Below are 16,799 nucleotides of genomic sequence, written 5' to 3'. Positions count from 1 at the left end.
ACTTCCTTCCATGTCCAGCGCGCACCTCTATCCCGATTCGGAGCGATTCCTCGTGCTCCTCAACCCCGGCGCCGGCGGCGGAACCGCAGAGCCCGAGACGCTGCGCCGGCGGCTGGGAGGCGCCTTCGCCGCGAGGGGCGTCCCCTTCGATATCATCGAGGCTGCGGATTCAGAGGAAGGTCTGGCCGTCACCCGCGAGGCTGCGGAGCGAGGGTACCGGGCCATCGTCGCCGCGGGGGGCGACGGCACCGTGAGCGTGGCCCTCCGCGGCGTCGCCGGAACGTCGGTGCCCGTCGCGATCGTCCCCTTCGGAACCGCCAACCAGCTCGCCCTCAACTTCGACATTCCCACGTCACTGGAGGACAGTGTGCGGATCGCGGTGGAGGGAAGAGTGACCAGAATCGACCTCGCGGAGGCGAACGGAGAGACGTTCGCGCTCATGGCCGGCGCCGGCTTCGACGCGCAGGTCATGGCCGGTGCCACCGCCGAACTCAAGAGCCGCCTCGGCTTCGGGGCCTACATCTACAGCGGACTCAAGAACGTCATCAACCGTCCCGGCGCCGACTTCCGCATCACCGCCGACGATCAGGAAGTGCAGGTGAAGGCGTCGATGGTGCTCGTCGCGAACGCGGGCCAGCTCGGGGCCGGCCCCCTTCCCGTGGAGTTCCGGATGGCGCCCGGGGCCTCGTTCCAGGACGGCTTGATCGACGTGTGCATCTACGCCCCCAGCAACCTCCCCGAGGTCGCCCGCATCATCTGGCGCGTCACGCGAAACCGGTATTCGGGAGACGACAAGATCATCTTCTTTCAGGCCCGCAGCGTGCGGATCGAGGCCGATCCGCCCGTCGCCATAGAAATCGACGGCGACCCCCGAGGTGAGACTCCGATGGAGGCGAAGGTCTCACCGCTGGCCGCCCGGATCATCGTCCCCAGGTAGGGGGTCCACCGGCGACCGTCGTCGGTTCGCGTTCCCGCGGAAACGTGAGTGGAGGGCTCAGGCGGCGCGGGGTGCTTCGCCCCGTGCGTCAGGCGTGCCGGGCGTGCCGGGCGTACCGGCGTCTCCGTACTGACCCCAGAGGACCCAGAGCGCCCAGTCCATGTCCAGCCGGTCCCCTTCCCACTTACCGGCCCCGGTCCAGGGATCGATCCCCGGCTGCCTGTGCCAGCCGGCGAGCCCCGCATCGGGCGTCCTCGGCGCCGCCACATCCTCGCACAGCGGTGCGACAGCCGGAACCACAGTCCCATCCGGGTCCTTGAAGTGCGCCGACCCCGAGGTGCCGTCCGCCCCGGCCACGGCTGCCTCGCCTGCCGCGTCGGTCTCCGGCTGCGGCATCTCCACGCGCCAGCCGCCCTCGTGGACCATCCGGTGATGGAATCGGCAGAGCAGGATGAGATTGTGCAGCGCGGTTTCTCCCCCATCCGCCCACGGGACCGCATGGTGCGCCTGCGTGTAGCGCGATCCGCAGCCCGGAAAGCGGCATCCGCCGTCACGGACCTCGAGCGCCTTGCGGAGGCGCCAGTTCACTGTCCTGCGACGGCGGCCCACGTCCAGCACGGAGCCGTCCGGTCCGCGCGTGACCCGTACCGCCTCGGCATCGCAGGAGAGGCGCCGCGACGTTCCCGCGGGAACGTGTGAAGACTCCTCCGTGCTCACGATGTCGGGGGCGCCGGCCACCGTATGGACGACGAGTTGGACCTTCGCTTGCGTCCGGTCCTCGATCCACGCCTGGAGCGCATCGTGGTGCCGCTGCCCCGGCGTACGCGGCAGTCTCAGAGGTTTCGGCTCCCAGGGCGCGCCCTGTTCGCGCTCACCCTCCCCGGCGCCGGCCGGTTCCTCGGCGGCGGCCGTCCCCTCCGCCCGTTCGGCCTCTCGCTCGGCGGCGCGTTCCGCTCGGTACAATTCGTCCCCCGCCGCCTCCAGCGCCCGCATGAGAAGGGCGCCCACCTCAGGCGTCAGCCAGCCCCGCACGCGATACATGCCGTCTTCCGACACCTGTACGCTCAGAGAGCGGCGGGTCGCGATCTCGGAGTGGTCATCCCACGCGTCCGCGGCCGCCTCGGCCGAACGCCACGCGCGGACGAAACGTTCGACCTGGCTCGCTGTGTGGTGCAGGGCGAACTCGACCAGGCGCTTCTCGTTTTCTTCCGCGGCGATCCGGGTCAGAGCCCGAACCTTGGACCAGGAGAGGCGTCCCTTCTCCATTTCGGCGGAAGTGAGCGGCAGAACGGCGAGACGCCGGGCGACCCTGACCCGTTCGCGCGCCGTGCCGGTCGTCATGCCCGTGCGCCAGGACAGCCAGTGCGCGCAGGAGATCCACCCGCTCCAGCCCTCCGCCGCGTCGAAGCGCTGGAGCAGCGTGAGAAGCCGGTACTGACTGGCGTCCAGATGAGCGCAGAGGTGGGCGATTTCATCGCCGAGGGGATCGACGCAAGGCTGGGCGCCCAGCCGAGTCGCGGGGCTGCGGCCGTTGCCGCCCGGGCCGTCACCTTTAGGGGCGTCGCCGCCCCGAGGCGTGTCGTGGAACATGGCCTATCTCCGAAGTCCAGGGTGATCGCGAGCAAACGGTGACCGAGAGCAACGCGTGATCGCGAGCCAGGCGCCGGCACGCGCACCGCCGGAAGCGAAGACGCGCGCCGACTCCATCCGTTCTTCGGTTAGTATTCGGTCAGATCTCAACGGAGTATCATCGAAGACTCGCAGTACCGCGTCCGGCTGGATGGAGAGGCAGGTCACGCGTTCCCGCGGGAACGTCTGGCGCCCCCGCGGCTCCGACTGGCCGACTGCGCGGAGGGCCGGAGGGCGGGCCCCCGTTCGTCTAGCGGGAGTAGAGCAGGTACGAGCGGCGGAGGGCCTCGAAGGCGGCGAGATCGGCTGCCCATTCCGAAGTGATGTCATCGAGCGGGGCGCCGCGGTCGATGGCGATCCGGAGGCGGTCCGAACCCGCGAGACGATCGAAGTGTCGCACCCTCCACTCCCAGGCGTCGCCGGAGAGTCGACGAGCGGCGAGCAGCGCGGCCACCGCCGTCCGCACCGGATCGTAGGTCGACCGGTCCGTTACCGTGAGACGGATCCCGGAGATCTCCTCGCCCGCGAACCTTCCGTCGCTCGGCGACTCCGGCGTGAACGTGACCGCCCGGATCTCGACCCCCGGCAGCCGCACCACGCCCGTCTCGCCTGCCGCCACCGTCTCGCCTGCCGCCACCGTCGCGCCCACTGCGTCCGTCGCGTCCGTCGCGTCCGCTGCGTCCGCTGCGTCCGCCGCGTCCGCCACGGCCCGGATTCCCGCGACCCAGGCTTCGCCGTCCAGCCACGGGGCGCCCAGCACCTGAAACGCGGTCGGCGTCCCGCGGCCGACGGAGAGGTTGGTCCCCTCGAACAGACAGGTGCCGGGATAGTGTGTGGCGCTCTCCAGCGAAGGCATGTTGAGCGATGGCGCGATCCACGGAAGGGCCGTCTCATCGAACCAGCGGTCCGCCGACCAGCCCGCGGCCGGGACGACGTGCAACTCCACCTCCACGCCGAACGCCCCCCGATACAGGCGCGCCAGTTCGCCCGCCGTGAGTCCGTGCCGCACGGGCACCGGATAAAGGCCGACGAAGGTCGCGAAGGCAGGATCCAGCACGGGACCCTGCGTGAGACCTCCGATGGGATTCGGGCGATCGAGGACGATCATGGGGATGCCCGCGCGCCCGGCCGCCGTCATCGCGAGCGCCATCGTCGAGATGTAGGTGTAGTAGCGCGAGCCGATGTCCTGGATATCGAACGCGAGCACGTCGATCGAAGCCAGCATTTCCGGCGTGGGCGCCCGGGTCTCGCCGTACAGCGAGTAGATCGGCAGCCCCGTCCCTTCGTCCGTCGCGTCGTCGATTGCGGCGCCCTCCGCTTCCGTGCCCCGGATCCCGTGTTCGGGGGCGAAGAGAGCCGTGAGTTCCGCGTCCGCGTAGCCGTGCAGGAGGTCGATGGAACTCGTGCCGTCGCGCCCCACGCCGCTCCGGTTCGTGATCAGTCCCACGCGCCGCCCATCGATGAGATGGGAGGAATCGGCGAGCAGCACGTCGATCCCGGGGCGCACCAGCGACGCGGGCGCGTCCGCCGCCGCCGGTCCCTCGGCTGCCGATCCCCCCTCCGCCTCGCCGGCCCCCGATCCCCCCTCCGACCCCCCACACGCGACGGTCGGGAGGACGACCGCGAGAAGGGAAAGAAGGGGAAGAAGGAAGAGGAAACCGGCGAGCGGATTCACTTCGCGCCGCGTAGGTTCGGGGCAGCGAGCGCGAGACGCGGGGCGGGCGGAGGTCGACATGGTGCGGAGATTAGAGCGGTTGAGCGGCTCCCGAAAGCGGAGCGGGCGGGGGCGGCCAGTTCCGCGGGGACGGTCGGTCGCCACCCTCGGGCTGGCCACGCTGCTGGCCGCGAGTACGTTCGCCTGCGTCTCCTCCGCCAATCCCGCCGCCTCCGGTTCCGCGGCGTCCCCTCCCGTTTCCGGTCCCGCGGCGTCCCCTCCCGCCTCCGGTCCCGCCGGTGCCGGCGCCGCTGCCGACCCCGGCGCCGGCGCCACCGCGGACCCCAGCGCTGCTGCCGACTCCGGCGCGCTTGGCTCCGATGCAGTCGCCTCGGACGCCGGGGCTTTCCTTGGCGGCCGTCCGGTCGAGCCCGCTCTTTCCGCCGAGGCACGGGCCTGGGTCGAGGAGACGCTCGCCGGTCTCAGCCTGCGGGAGCGGGTCGCGCAGCTCGTGATGGTGTGGATGAGCGGCGGGTACGCTCCGCGCGACGACGAGGAGTTCACGCGCGTCGAGTCCCTCGTGCGCGACGACGCGATCGGCGGGATCGTGATCTCGCTCGGGACCCCCCTCGGCTACGCCGCGCGGCTGAACCGGTTGCAGGCCTCCGCCGACGTTCCCCTGCTCGTCGGCGCGGACTTCGAGTCCGGGGCGGGGTTCCGCGTGAGCGGCGTGTTCGCGCTGCCGAACATGCTCGAAATGCCCGGCGCGACCGTCCTCCCTCCAGCGATGGCGCTCGGCGCGGCGGACGATGAGGACTTCGCCTACTCCGCGGGCCGGGTCACCGGCGTCGAGGCGCGGGCCCTCGGCGTACACATCACCTTTTCCCCCGTGCTCGACGTCAACAACAACCCCGCCAACCCCATCATCAACACGCGCTCCTTCGGGGAGGATCCGGAGCGCGTGGCGGCGCTGGGCGCGGCGTTCATCCGGGGCGCGCACGACGCCGGCCTGCTCGCCACCGCCAAGCACTTCCCGGGCCATGGAGACACCGGCACCGACTCGCACGTCGCTCTCCCCATCATTCCCGGCGACCGCGCCCGCCTCGACAGCCTCGAACTCGTCCCCTTCCGCCGGGCGATCGCGGAGGGCGTCGATGCGGTGATGACGGCCCACGTCGCGGCCCCCGGCATCCTCGGCGCCGGCGCGCCGCCCGCGACGCTCTCCCCCTACTTCATGACGGACATGCTGCGCGACGATCTGGGCTTCGACGGCGTCCTCTTCACCGACGCGCTCGACATGGCCGCCATCGCCGACGGTTACGGGGCCAGTGAAGCCGCGATCCGCTCGCTGGAAGCGGGGAGCGACGTCCTGCTCATGCCGCGCGAGCCACTCAGGGCCATCGCGGCCGTCGTCGGCGCCGTCCGCTCCGGCCGGCTCACCGCCGAGCGCATCGAAGCCTCCGCCCGGCGCGTGCTCGAGTTGAAGGCGCGCGCCCGTCTGCACGAAGGCGCGGAGGTCGACCCCGACGCCATCCCCCGGCTCGTCGGCACCCAGTGGCACGAGTCCTTTGCCCGCGGGGTTGCCACGCGCTCCATCACGCTCGTGCGCAACGAGGCCGATGCCGTGCCCCTCGACCGTGTCGAGTCGCGCTCCGTGCGCTCCGTGCTGTCCGTGACCTTCGCCGGGACGAACGACCTCGCCGCCGGACGGGTCTTCAACCGCGAACTCGGCCGAACCGTGCGCGTCCGCCGGGCGCGGATCGGGTTCGACACCCACCCCGGCGTCTACGATTCGCTTCTCCGGCGCGCCCGCTCCGTCGACGCCGTCATCTTCTCCGCCTACGTCCGGCCCGGCGCCGCCCGCGATTCCACCGACCTCCCCGAAGAGGTGCGGAGCTTCTTCTACCGCCTCGACGACGCCGGCCGAACCTCCGTGCTCGTCTCGTTCGGGAGTCCTTACCTCCTCACGTCGGTGCCGGAGGCCAAGGCGTACCTCATCGCGTGGGGCGGGGCGGACGCCTCGCAGGAAGCCGCCGCGCTCGCCCTTCTCGGCGCGCCGATCTCCGGCCGCCTGCCGATCTCGCTCCCGCCTCGTCATGCGCTCGGCGATGGCCTGATCAGCGGCGGAAACCCGGAAGCGGAGCCGGTGCCGGCGCCGGCGCACATCGGCGAACCCGGTCCTCCGGTCGCGGACGGGCGCATGCGGCGGGCGTGGGAGGAGTGGCCGGTCAACGTGGGGATGGACGGAGATTCGCTCGCCCGCGTGGACCGGATCATCGACGCGGCGATCCGGGACGGCGCGACGCCCGGCGCGGTGCTCGCCGCCGGGCGGGGAGACCGGGTGGTCCGGCTGCGCGGCTACGGCAACCTGAATTGGACGGCCGGGGCGCCGTCGATGGCCGGGGCTCCGTCGGCGCCCGGGACCGCCGCGGCGGATTCCAGTCTTTACGATCTCGCGTCGCTCACGAAGGTCGTCGCGACGACGACGGGGGTGATGCAACTCATCGACCGCGGCGAACTCTCCCTCGACACTCGCATCGGCGAGCACCTGCCGGAGTGGTCGCAGGGGTGGAAGCGCGACGTCACCGTCCGCCACCTGTTGACGCACCAGGGGGGTCTGCCGCCCTTCCGTCCCTTCTGGCGCACCCTCCGGGGAGAAGAGGAATACCGCGAGGCGATCGCCGCCCTCGAACCCGATTATGAGCCGGGGGATGACGGGGAACGGACGGTCTATTCCGACATAGGGTTCATGACGCTGGGTTTCCTGATAGAGGAGATCACGGGACAGGCTCTGGACTACTACCTCCATGAATCCGTCTTTCGTCCGCTGGGGATGACGGAGACCTGGTTCGATCCGCCCCGGTCGCTGTACCGCCGGACGGCTCCGACCGAAGTGGACACCGTCTACCGGCATCGGCACGTGCACGGGGAAGTACACGACGAGAACGCCCACGCGCTGGGGGGCGTGGCGGGACACGCCGGACTCTTCTCGTCGGCCCGGGACCTCGCGAAGTTCGCCGCCTGGATCCTCGCCGCCGCGCGCGAAGGGCGAGACCTCGCCGTCACCGCGCGCCCCCCGCCCGGGGCGTATACCCGTTCGTTCGCCGCCCGTCTCGACTCGCCGTCGCCCGAGATCGTCGCGCAGTTCACCGCGCGGGCCGCTCCCGCCTCGAGTCGGGCGCTGGGCTGGGACACCCCCTCCGGGCGCTCGTCGGCGGGGGACTACTTCGGTGAAGGGGCGTTCGGGCACACCGGCTTCACGGGCACGAGCATGTGGATGGATCCGGAACTGGATCTCTTCGTCGTCCTGCTCACGAACCGCGTGAACCCGACCCGGGACAACCGCAAGCACATCGAGTTGCGGCGCGCGGTGCACGACGCCGTCGCCACCTCGATCCGCGACCGGACGGTGCGCCCCCGCGACCGGACGGTGCGCCCCCGTGACCGGACGGAGGGACCCCGCGACCGGACGGAGGGACCCCGCGACCGGACGGAGGGACCCCGTGACGCGGGCGGACCGGCGCCGCCGGCGCGCGACCGTTGAATTCTCTCGATCTTGCGATCCTCGTCGTTTATCTCGGCGGGGTCACGGCCTGGGGGGCATGGCTCGGGAGGGGCGCGCGCGGGGGGGAGGAGTATTTTCTGGGACGACGCGACCTGCCGTGGGTCGTCGTCCTCCTTTCCGTCGTGGCGACGGAGACCAGCACGCTCACCTTTCTCTCGATCCCCGGCATCGCGTACGGCGGGTCGCTCGCCTTCGTGCAGATCGCGGCGGGCTACGTGCTCGGGCGGATCGCAGTCGCCGCCTGGCTGCTGCCGGCGTATCGCGAGGGACGGCTGCGGACGGCCTACGAGTTGCTGGAAGCCCGTTTCGGGACGGAGACCCGGCGGCTGACCTCCGGCATCTTCATGGTCACGCGCCTTCTGGCGGATTCCGTGCGGCTCTTCGCGACGGCGATTCCGCTCACGCTCGTCACGGGGTGGCCGCTCATCACCTCCGTACTCGTGATCGGGGCGGTCACCTTCATCTACACCTTCATCGGCGGCATCCGCGCGGTCGTCTGGGTGGACGCGTCGCAGATGGCGCTCTACCTGGCCGGGGGGCTCATCGCGCTCGTCGTCCTCGCGGGAGCCGTGCCCGGCGGCTGGCCCGAGATCCTCGCTCGCGCCGCGGAGGCCGGGAAGCTCACCGTCATCGACCCCGCCCTCGACTTCGGGCGACCCTACACGCTGTGGGCCGGCCTGCTCGGCGGCGCCTTCCTCTCCATGGGTTCGCACGGCGCCGACCAACTCATCGTCCAGCGCCTCCTCGCCTGCCGCGACCTCGCCGCGAGCCGTCGCGCCCTCGTCGGCAGCGGCTTCGCCGTCCTCTTCCAGTTCACCCTTTTCCTCTTCGTTGGTCTGGGCCTCTGGGCCTGGTACGACGGAGCCGCCTTCGTGCGCGCCGACGAGATCTTCGCGGGATTCATCGTCGATGTGCTCCCGGCCGGCGTCCGCGGCCTGCTCATCGCGGGCGTGTTCGCGGCCGCCATGTCTACCCTCTCCAGTTCGATCAACGCGCTCTCATCCACGACCGCCTACGACTTCTGGGCGGCGGCCCGTCCGGAGGCGGACGAGCGGCGGATTCTGCGCGTGGGGAGGATCGGTGCGGCGGTGTGGACCGTGCTGCTGGTGGCGGCGGCGATCGGGTTCATCCCCCTCAGCGCGGGGAGCACCGCCGTGGAGGTGTCGCTCGGGATCGCGTCGCTCGTCTACGGCGGACTGCTGGGGGCGTTCGCGCTCGCCCGCTTCTCGCGCCGGGCCACGAGCCGCTCGGTCCGCCTCGGGATCGTGCTGGGGATCGGATCCGTCACCGCGATATGGATCGGAGCGCGGGACGCGGTCGCCTGGCCCTGGTTCGTCCTCATCGGCACCGCGGTCACCGTGGCGGCCGGCCTCCTCGCCGGGCGGGATCCGCAGCGCTCCTGAACGGCCGCACGCTCAAGGGGCGAGCGCGGTATCTGTGTCAGGGCGGCAGGTCAGTCTGATTCGCCGAACAAGCGTTGCAGCCACCCCGGAAACCTCGTGGCAAGTTCGCCATCGGTCTTCAGGTCGCCTGCCTTGGAGGAGAATTGGGATCGTTGCTCATCGAACCTCGATACCCTGCTCCGCCGCAATCAACATGTCCTTCTCCGGGTACTCGACCGCCCACACCTCCCCGTTCTGTCGGTTGATCCGGGCAAGAGCACCGTCGATGGGTTCATATCCGGCCGCCGCCCGGGCGAATCCCTTCGTACAATCACGACTGTGCGTCGTCGCCAGGACCTGCACGTTGTTCGCTTCCGCAGTCTGCAGAACCATGCGCCAGAAACGCTCTTGGAGGGAGTGATGGATGCCGTTCTCGGCTTCGTCGATGACGAGGAATCCGTGGCGGCTGTTTGCCAGGGCCAACGCCACGCCAAACAAGCGCACGGCTCCGTCCCCCAGACTCTTCAGCGGAACGGGAGCGGGATCGCCCTTGAACCGTACGATCACCCGATTGCGTCGTCGTCGGTGGCCGGTGTGTCCCGTGACCACAGCTGCGCGCTCCACCCCGTTCACGACCAGCCTCAAAGCATCGACGACCTTGTCCTCGTCGGGGGTTAGCGCAACGTCGTTCCACCATTTCGCGATCTTGTCGTCTTCCAGCACGCCTGGGCCCAAGGACCGGCACCGGATCTCGGGAGGACTCTTTTCGGCTCCCATGGCGCGTCCCAGGACTCGGGCCGCATGAGCCTGAGCCCTTGTGTACCGTCCGTCAGCACTTGATCCCGCGTCCATCGAAAAAAACGGGAGAATCTGCTTCGTGCCCTCGAAGCGAGACAGCAGCGACCGGATGGTGCCATCGGAAGGAAGCTCCGGTATCAGCCCTTCGACCAGGGAGAGTTGCTCTTCCGTCAGGGCAACTTCCTCGATCGTGAGTTGGTGAGCGATGGCGACGGGACCGATCGAGATCCGCTTTCGTGACGGGCTCCGTCCGAAAAAAAGCGCGGCGAAGTCGAGCGCCCGGATCTTGTCATCGTCGTCATCGGCCTCGGCGGCGTACTCGTCCCGGTCGCGTAGCAGGCTCGACAGCGTCGACTGGCGGCCGCGCGCCGCGAACACTCGGACGGCCTCGAGGACGGTCGTCTTCCCCACGCCGTTGTTTCCCGTAAGCAGCGTGACCCGGCCGAGCCGGCCGATCGCAAGCTCTTGGATACCCCGAAACCCGGCGATGGCCAAGGTCGGGAGATGAAGGCCGTTCTTTGGTGTTTCGTGGGTCATGAGGTTTCCAGCGACGCGGGGGCCGGCAGGGCGAAAAAGCTACCGTTGGGCACATACAGCGACAATTCGGACAGGCCCCTTTCCGGTCCGGCCGCAGCGCCGTCGCTGACCAGGGTCGGGAGATGAAGGCAAGGGCTCAGGTCGCAGGCTCACCGAGGGATTCGAGGCGCCGCAGCCAGGCGTCGAATCTCGGGCATTGGCTCCGTATCCCATCCAGCCCGATTTCAACCGCCAGCAGAGGACCGTCCAATCGCTTCCGGTAGCTCGGAATCAGCTTCTTGATGCGCTTACTCGGCGCCGTCGCGGAACTGTCGTTGATGTCCTCCGGCGTGTCGAATGCGGAGCGGATCGACCTCAGATCCGCGATCGGAGGATCGAGAAACACGCGCTCGAATGCGTTTACGTTCGAGAAAAGCAGTCCCTCGAACTCATGCATCTGGACGTAAGGAAACACGAATCTCTCGTCGTATCGTCCGATGCTCTCCCGGATCGCCTGGAGGAGGTCGTCCGGCAACATGGCTCCCTTGCCTCTGAACCCATAGAAGTCGACCAGGGAGGTTACGGCATCGAAATTAGGCCGCAGTGCCTGCAGCTCTTTCGCGAGCAGGCCTATCGAGACATTACCGCCACCCTGTCCCTTGCCTCGCGCTCGGCCAATCAAGATGGGTTTCACGTCGACGCCCCAGCTTTGGAGATGGGCCGCCAGCAAATCTTTGGCGAAGTCCTCTTCCGTCTGCCCCTCCACGGAGATGGCCAAACGCGTCACGGCCGTCCGCCGAGCAGGTTCTTCTGCCAGAGTTCGCCCAGCGTGTAGTCTTCAAGCCACTCGCGCAGTTGGTTCGCGTCTTGGGGGCGCGTCACCGTCCGCCCGTCCTCGAGTTCGAGTACGAAAACCTGATCGAGTTCGAACGCATCGACGAGGAGGGGCGACTGCGTCGCGACGATGACCTGCCGACTCTCCGCCAGCGCAAGGATCATGTCGCCCACGAGTGCCACCGCCTTGGGATGCAGGCCGAGTTCCGGTTCGTCGAGCAGCAGCACGCCCGGCAGCATTTCCGCCGGAAGGTTCAGCAGCGTCGCGAGAGCGAAGAAACGCAGCGAGCCGTCCGAAGTGAGGTGCGCGCCGTAGGTCTTGTCCGAATGCCTGGATCGCCAGCGCAGGGCCACTTTCCCGTACTGCTCCTCGATCTCGAAGCGGTCGAACCCGGGCAGTACGCGCCGAATGTGACGGCAGATAACGTCGTACCGGCGCAGATGCTCCTGTTCCAGCCGGTAGAGTATGGCCGCCAGGTTGCCCCCGTCGGCTCGCATGTATGCGTGATCGTCGGCGTCGCAGTTCTTCTTGAACTTCGATGTCGCGCCGGTGTTGTGGAACTGATATGCGGTACAGTCCCTCAGCAGATGAGTCACCGTGCGCGCGGTTTGCGGCCGGATCTCCGGCGCCGGCCCCTCGCCGTTTAGTTGCCCCGCATCGACGATCAAGGCCTCTCGGTGTCCGCTGCCCAGAGAGTTCCAGGGCGCGTTGCCCTCAAGATCGTCGCGGCTGTAGCGAAACGCCTCGTCGATGAAGAGCAACCGGTCGGGATGGGCGAAGGCGAGCTTGAACCGGTAGTCGTTCCGCCCGGTGCCCGTGCGTATCTCGATTTCGGCGTCCAGACGCGGCGTCGTGTCGTTCCCGCCGTGCAACTGATCGTCCGCGCCGCCCTCCAAGCCGACGAACTCGGCCAGCCGCCGCGATTTCAGCATCCAACTCAGCATATCGAAGAACTTCACGAAGTTGGATTTCCCCGAGCCGTTCGCGCCGATCAGGACGTTCGCGCCCGCTCCCGGCGAGAGTTCGACATCGGCCAGCGAGCGGAAGCCCTGGATATGGATACGCTCGATATGGGCGTGGTCGGTCATGGTCGAGGGGTCCCTCTACGTGTTCTTCGCCGCCGGGCGTCTCTGGTCTACGCCACATCTTGCCTTGAGGCCGCACCAAGCTCGCGCGAGCCGCCTTGACGGTGCAAGCGAGGGGAGGGCGGAGGCGCCGGTATCGCCAACCGGCGCGGACGCGTCGCCGCCCGGCGTCAGGGAGGTTTCGGCCCGCCGAACCCGTGAACCACGGTCGCGGAGAGGGCGGCGAACTGTTCGGAGAACTTCTCGGTGATCTCATCGCCCATTTGGTTCAGCCGCGCGTCGAACCCGTTCAGCCGCGCGTCGACGTGCTCGTGCAGACGGGCGACGTGCTCGCTGACGCCGACGGAGCGCTCCCGAAATCCGGATATCTCGTTGCGGAGGTCGGCGAACCGGCGCTCCCACTTCGCGTCCATCGCGCCGAAGCGGTTGTCCATCGCCCCGAAGCGGAGGTCGATGGCCTCGAAGCGGAGGTCGATGGCCTCGAAGCGGCGGTCGATGGCCTCGAAGCGGTCGTCGATGGCCTCGAAGCGTGGTTCGAGTGCCCGCACGACCGCGGCGACCAGCGCCTCGTCGCGACCGTTGCGTGTGAGTCTGCGGATCAACAACGTCCCTCCCCGTCGTACCCGGAATTGCGTGACGCCATAACCATGCCCGGCGCCATCAACGGGTCATCAACCCGGCGCCGCATCCCGCCGTTCGCCATGGCCCGCGCCGGGTGGGCCGGCCGGTGCGGGTTCGCCCGCGGGCGCGCGCGGCTGGAGTGCGGCGACGTCCCGGGTCAACCGGTACAACCGCCTGTCGAGCTGGAGCAGCCGCTCCTGCACCTGCTCGCGCAGTTCGACGATGCGCAGCCGAACGGTCACCAGGTCGTTGCGCAGGCCGGCGGACCGCCGCTCCAGATTAAGGTCGATGTCGACGAGCTTGCGGTCGATCGCGTCGAACCTCGACTCCATCGCCTCCGCGGTCGTCGCGGCGCCCGCCTCTTCGCGTACATCGGTAGTGGTCAACTCTCTCCCTCCGTCCCCGGATACCGTTCGCCCCGTTTCGCGGCCCCCTCGGCGGGGTCTCCGTCGCGCCGGGGATCCCACCGCGCAACGTAGTGTGCCCGGCCCTCGAACGCGTGGCCCGGCCTGGCGGAGCCGGGCCCGGCCCGCCGCCGCCGCACTCCGAAGCTGGCGCGGGAGCGCCGGGCGCGCCTACGATCCCCGGCTATGGATCAAGCCAGGGGTCAGGCCGGGAGTCAGGCCGGGGAAACGAGGGAGAACGGGGGCGCGCCGAACGCCCTCATCGTGCGGGGGGCGCGGGAGCACAACCTCCGCGACGTCGACGTCGAGTTGCCGCGCGACCGGCTCATCGTCGTCACGGGGCTCTCCGGCTCCGGCAAGTCCTCGCTCGCCTTCGACACCATCTACGCGGAGGGGCAGCGCCGCTACGTCGAATCGCTCTCCGCCTACGCCCGGCAGTTCCTCGGTGTCATGGAGAAGCCCGACGTCGACGTCATCGAGGGACTCTCGCCCGCCATCGCGATCGAGCAGCGGACGGCGGGCGGCAACCCGCGCTCCACCGTCGGCACCGTCACCGAGATCTACGACTACCTCCGCCTCCTGTGGGCCCGCGCCGGCACCCCCCACTGTCCCTCGTGCGGCCGCCCCGTGCGTCCGCAGTCGCCCTCGGAGATCGCCCAGCAGATCCTCGGCTGGCCCGCCGGCGCCCGCATCGAGGTCCGCGCGCCGCTCGTAAGGGGACGGAAGGGGGAGTTCCGCGACCTGTTCGAGCGCACGCTGAGCGAGGGCTTCGTGCGCGCGCGCGTGGATGGAGAACTGATCGACCTCTCCGACCCGCCCCTGTTGAACCGGCGCCGGAACCATGACATCTCCGTCGTCGTGGACCGGCTCACGGTGCGCGCCTCCGACCGCGAGCGGCTGTCGGACTCCGTGGCGACCGCCCTCCGCATGGCCGACGGCGTCGTCGAGGTCGCCCTGCACGGGGGCGACCACGGGGGCGACGATGGGGGCGACGACGGGGGCGACGACGGGGGCGAAGAGACGCAGCACCTGTTCAGCGAGCGGTACGCCTGTCCGGGCTGCGGGCTCGGCATGCCGGAACTCGAGCCGCGGCAGTTCTCCTTCAACTCTCCCTTCGGCGCCTGTCCGGAGTGCGACGGGCTCGGCTCCCAGCGCGTCCCCAACGCGGACCTCATCGTGGGCGGAGACCGGATCTCCATCCTCGAGGGCGTCCTCCTTCCCCTGGGGACGCCGGGTTCGGGCGGCCGCCGCCACGCCCTCGTGCGGCTCGCCCGCAAGTTGGACTTCGACCTCAACACCCCCTGGGGCGACCTCGACGCGGACCGGCAGGAGGCGATCCTCTACGGCGACACCGACGTGGGCTGGGAAGGGGCGGTCGCCGCCACCCTGCGCCGCTACCACGACACGACGAGCGAGCGCGTGCGCCTCGCGCTCGAGGAGTACATGACGCTCTCCACCTGTCTCGCCTGCGAGGGCGGGCGGCTGCGCCCGGAGAGCCGGGCCGTCACCCTGGAAGGGCTCTCCCTCCCCGAACTCACCGCGCAGTCCGTGGCCGAACTCCGCCCGCTCCTCGGCGGCTGGCTCGAGCGCGCCCGCGCCGCCGCCGGCCAGACGGCCGAGATCCGCGTCCCCATCCTCAAGGAGGTCGTCGAGCGCCTCGAATTCCTCGACCACGTCGGGCTCGGCTACCTCACCCCGGCCCGTTCCGCCGGCACCCTCTCCGGCGGCGAGGCCCAGCGCATCCGCCTCGCCACCCAGATCGGAAGCCGCCTCGTCGGCGTCCTCTACGTGCTCGACGAACCCAGCATCGGCCTCCACCCGCGCGACAACCGCAAGCTGCTGCAGACGCTCGGCGCCCTGCGCGACCTCGGGAACACCGTCCTCGTGGTCGAGCACGACGAACTCACGATCCGCCGCGCCGACCACATCGTCGACATGGGGCCGGGGGCCGGGCGCGAGGGCGGGGAAGTCATCGTCTCCGGCGACATCGACCGGCTCCTGGCGGACGAACGCTCGCTCACCGCCGCCTACCTCCGGGGCGAGCGCGAGATCTCCGTCCCGGAGCGCCGCCGCCCCCCCGAGCAGGGCCACCTCGTCGTGCGGGGCGCCCGCGAGCACAACCTGCGGGCGATCGACGTCGAGTTTCCGCTCGGGACCTTCATCTGCGTCACCGGCGTGTCCGGCTCCGGCAAGTCCACCCTCGTCGAGCAGATCCTCTACCGCCGCCTCGCGCGCGAGATCTACCGCTCGAAGCTCGTCCCCGGCGCGCACGACGCGATCGAGGGCCTTGAACTCTTCGACAAGGTCATCGATGTCGACCAGAGCCCCATCGGCCGCACGCCGCGCTCGAACCCGGCCACCTACACCGGCCTCTTCACCCCCATCCGCGAACTCTTCGCCCGCCTGCCCGAGTCGAACATGCGCGGCTACGCGGCGGGGCGGTTCAGCTTCAACGTGAAGGGCGGGCGCTGCGAACCCTGCCGCGGCGACGGCCTCGTGAAGATCGAGATGCATTTTCTGCCCGACGTGTACGTCCCCTGCGACATCTGCCGGGGGCGCCGCTACAACCGCGAGACGCTCGAGGTCCTGTACCGCGGGCGGAGCATCGCCGACGTGCTCGCCATGAGCGTGGACGAGGCGCTCGAGTTCTTCGACGCCGTGCCGTCCGTGAAGCGCCGCCTGGGCACCCTCTCCGACGTCGGCCTCGGCTACGTGACCCTGGGCCAGCCCGCCACCACCCTCTCCGGCGGCGAGGCGCAGCGCGTGAAGCTCGCCACCGAACTCGCGAAGACGAGCACCGGCCGCACCATCTACATCCTCGACGAGCCCACCACCGGCCTGCACTTCGAGGACGTGCGCCTCCTCCTCCGCGTCCTCCACCGGCTCGCCGACCGCGGCAACACGATCATCGTCATCGAGCACCACATGGACGTCGTGAAGACGGCGGACTGGGTCATCGACATGGGTCCGGAAGGCGGCGCGGGAGGCGGGCTCGTCGTCGCGGCGGGTCCCCCGGAACTCATCGCCGCGACCGCCGCGAGCCACACCGGTCGGCACCTCGCCTCGCTCCTGCCGGAGTTCCCGCCGGAACCGAGCCGGAAGTCGAGTCCGGAATCCAGCCGAAAATCGAGCGGAACCCTGGCCCTATGAGCGGTGTAGGGGCCCGTATCAGCGCGCGGTACGGCGCAGCAACACTTGGCGCAAAACTTGACGGCAGGCGGAAATCGATGTCATACTCCAAGGTACGCGGGGGATTGGGTGTGGAGAGTGTGGTGGGGCCTGCCTCGAATCCCCCCGGAAAAACGTGACCCGAAGTGACGGCGTGATCCCCCGGGATCACCGCAGAAACAACGCTCTTGCCGGAGACGGTTCA

Annotated in this window: 11 protein-coding genes; 4 read left to right on the top strand and 7 right to left on the bottom strand. The window is 69.7% G+C overall.

Features of this window, described 5'->3' with window-relative positions:
- Positions 1-10: 10 nt before the first annotated feature.
- Positions 11-937: a diacylglycerol/lipid kinase family protein gene (locus ACOGXI_RS08100; RefSeq protein ID WP_419938360.1), complete on the top strand. Its 927-nt coding sequence runs from the start codon at positions 11-13 to the stop codon at positions 935-937.
- A gap of 57 nt (positions 938-994) precedes the next feature.
- Here the strand turns inward: ACOGXI_RS08100 and ACOGXI_RS08095 are convergent, their stop codons facing one another.
- Together ACOGXI_RS08095 and ACOGXI_RS08090 are read right to left on the bottom strand one after the other, a co-directional pair.
- Positions 995-2,527, bottom strand: coding sequence for a DUF222 domain-containing protein (locus tag ACOGXI_RS08095; RefSeq protein ID WP_419938359.1), 1,533 nt, complete (start codon positions 2,525-2,527; stop codon positions 995-997).
- A gap of 289 nt (positions 2,528-2,816) precedes the next feature.
- Entirely contained in the window at positions 2,817-4,241 is a 1,425-nt protein-coding gene (locus ACOGXI_RS08090; RefSeq protein ID WP_419938358.1) for an exo-beta-N-acetylmuramidase NamZ domain-containing protein, read from the bottom strand.
- A gap of 79 nt (positions 4,242-4,320) precedes the next feature.
- Here ACOGXI_RS08090 and ACOGXI_RS08085 point away from each other — a divergent pair, with 79 nt between their 5' ends.
- Together ACOGXI_RS08085 and ACOGXI_RS08080 are read left to right on the top strand one after the other, a co-directional pair.
- Entirely contained in the window at positions 4,321-7,764 is a 3,444-nt protein-coding gene (locus ACOGXI_RS08085; protein WP_419938357.1) for a glycoside hydrolase family 3 N-terminal domain-containing protein, read from the top strand.
- Positions 7,761-9,188, top strand: coding sequence for a sodium:solute symporter (locus ACOGXI_RS08080; RefSeq protein WP_419938356.1), 1,428 nt, complete (start codon positions 7,761-7,763; stop codon positions 9,186-9,188). The genes ACOGXI_RS08085 and ACOGXI_RS08080 overlap by 4 nt, the downstream gene beginning before the upstream one ends.
- A gap of 156 nt (positions 9,189-9,344) precedes the next feature.
- Here ACOGXI_RS08080 and ACOGXI_RS08075 read toward each other — a convergent pair whose 3' ends face one another.
- From ACOGXI_RS08075 to ACOGXI_RS08055, 5 genes are all read right to left on the bottom strand, one after another.
- Positions 9,345-10,502 (bottom strand): AAA family ATPase, encoded by a 1,158-nt coding sequence (locus ACOGXI_RS08075; RefSeq protein ID WP_419938355.1) that lies wholly within the window; start codon positions 10,500-10,502, stop codon positions 9,345-9,347.
- 136 nt (positions 10,503-10,638) lie between these two features.
- A complete protein-coding gene (locus ACOGXI_RS08070; protein WP_419938354.1) occupies positions 10,639-11,268 on the bottom strand; it encodes a DUF4276 family protein in 630 nt (209 codons plus the stop codon).
- On the bottom strand, positions 11,265-12,404 hold the full coding sequence (locus ACOGXI_RS08065) for an AAA family ATPase (protein WP_419938353.1): 1,140 nt from the start codon (positions 12,402-12,404) through the stop codon (positions 11,265-11,267). The genes ACOGXI_RS08070 and ACOGXI_RS08065 overlap by 4 nt, the downstream gene beginning before the upstream one ends.
- Before the next feature lie 167 nt (positions 12,405-12,571).
- Entirely contained in the window at positions 12,572-13,003 is a 432-nt protein-coding gene (locus tag ACOGXI_RS08060) for a hypothetical protein (protein WP_419938352.1), read from the bottom strand.
- A gap of 69 nt (positions 13,004-13,072) precedes the next feature.
- Positions 13,073-13,408 carry a hypothetical protein gene (locus ACOGXI_RS08055; protein ID WP_419938351.1) on the bottom strand — a complete coding sequence of 112 codons (336 nt, stop codon included), beginning with the start codon at positions 13,406-13,408 and terminating at the stop codon, positions 13,073-13,075.
- 204 nt (positions 13,409-13,612) lie between these two features.
- On the opposite strand from ACOGXI_RS08055, the gene uvrA reads away from it, so the two are divergent.
- Positions 13,613-16,576, top strand: coding sequence for an excinuclease ABC subunit UvrA (uvrA, locus tag ACOGXI_RS08050; protein ID WP_419938350.1), 2,964 nt, complete (start codon positions 13,613-13,615; stop codon positions 16,574-16,576).
- The last annotated feature ends 223 nt before the right edge of the window (positions 16,577-16,799 follow it).

The organism is Candidatus Palauibacter sp. (assembly GCF_965208055.1).
In the GTDB taxonomy this organism is placed as follows: domain Bacteria; phylum Gemmatimonadota; class Gemmatimonadetes; order Palauibacterales; family Palauibacteraceae; genus Palauibacter.
This window is presented reverse-complemented; position numbering and strand designations above follow the sequence as displayed.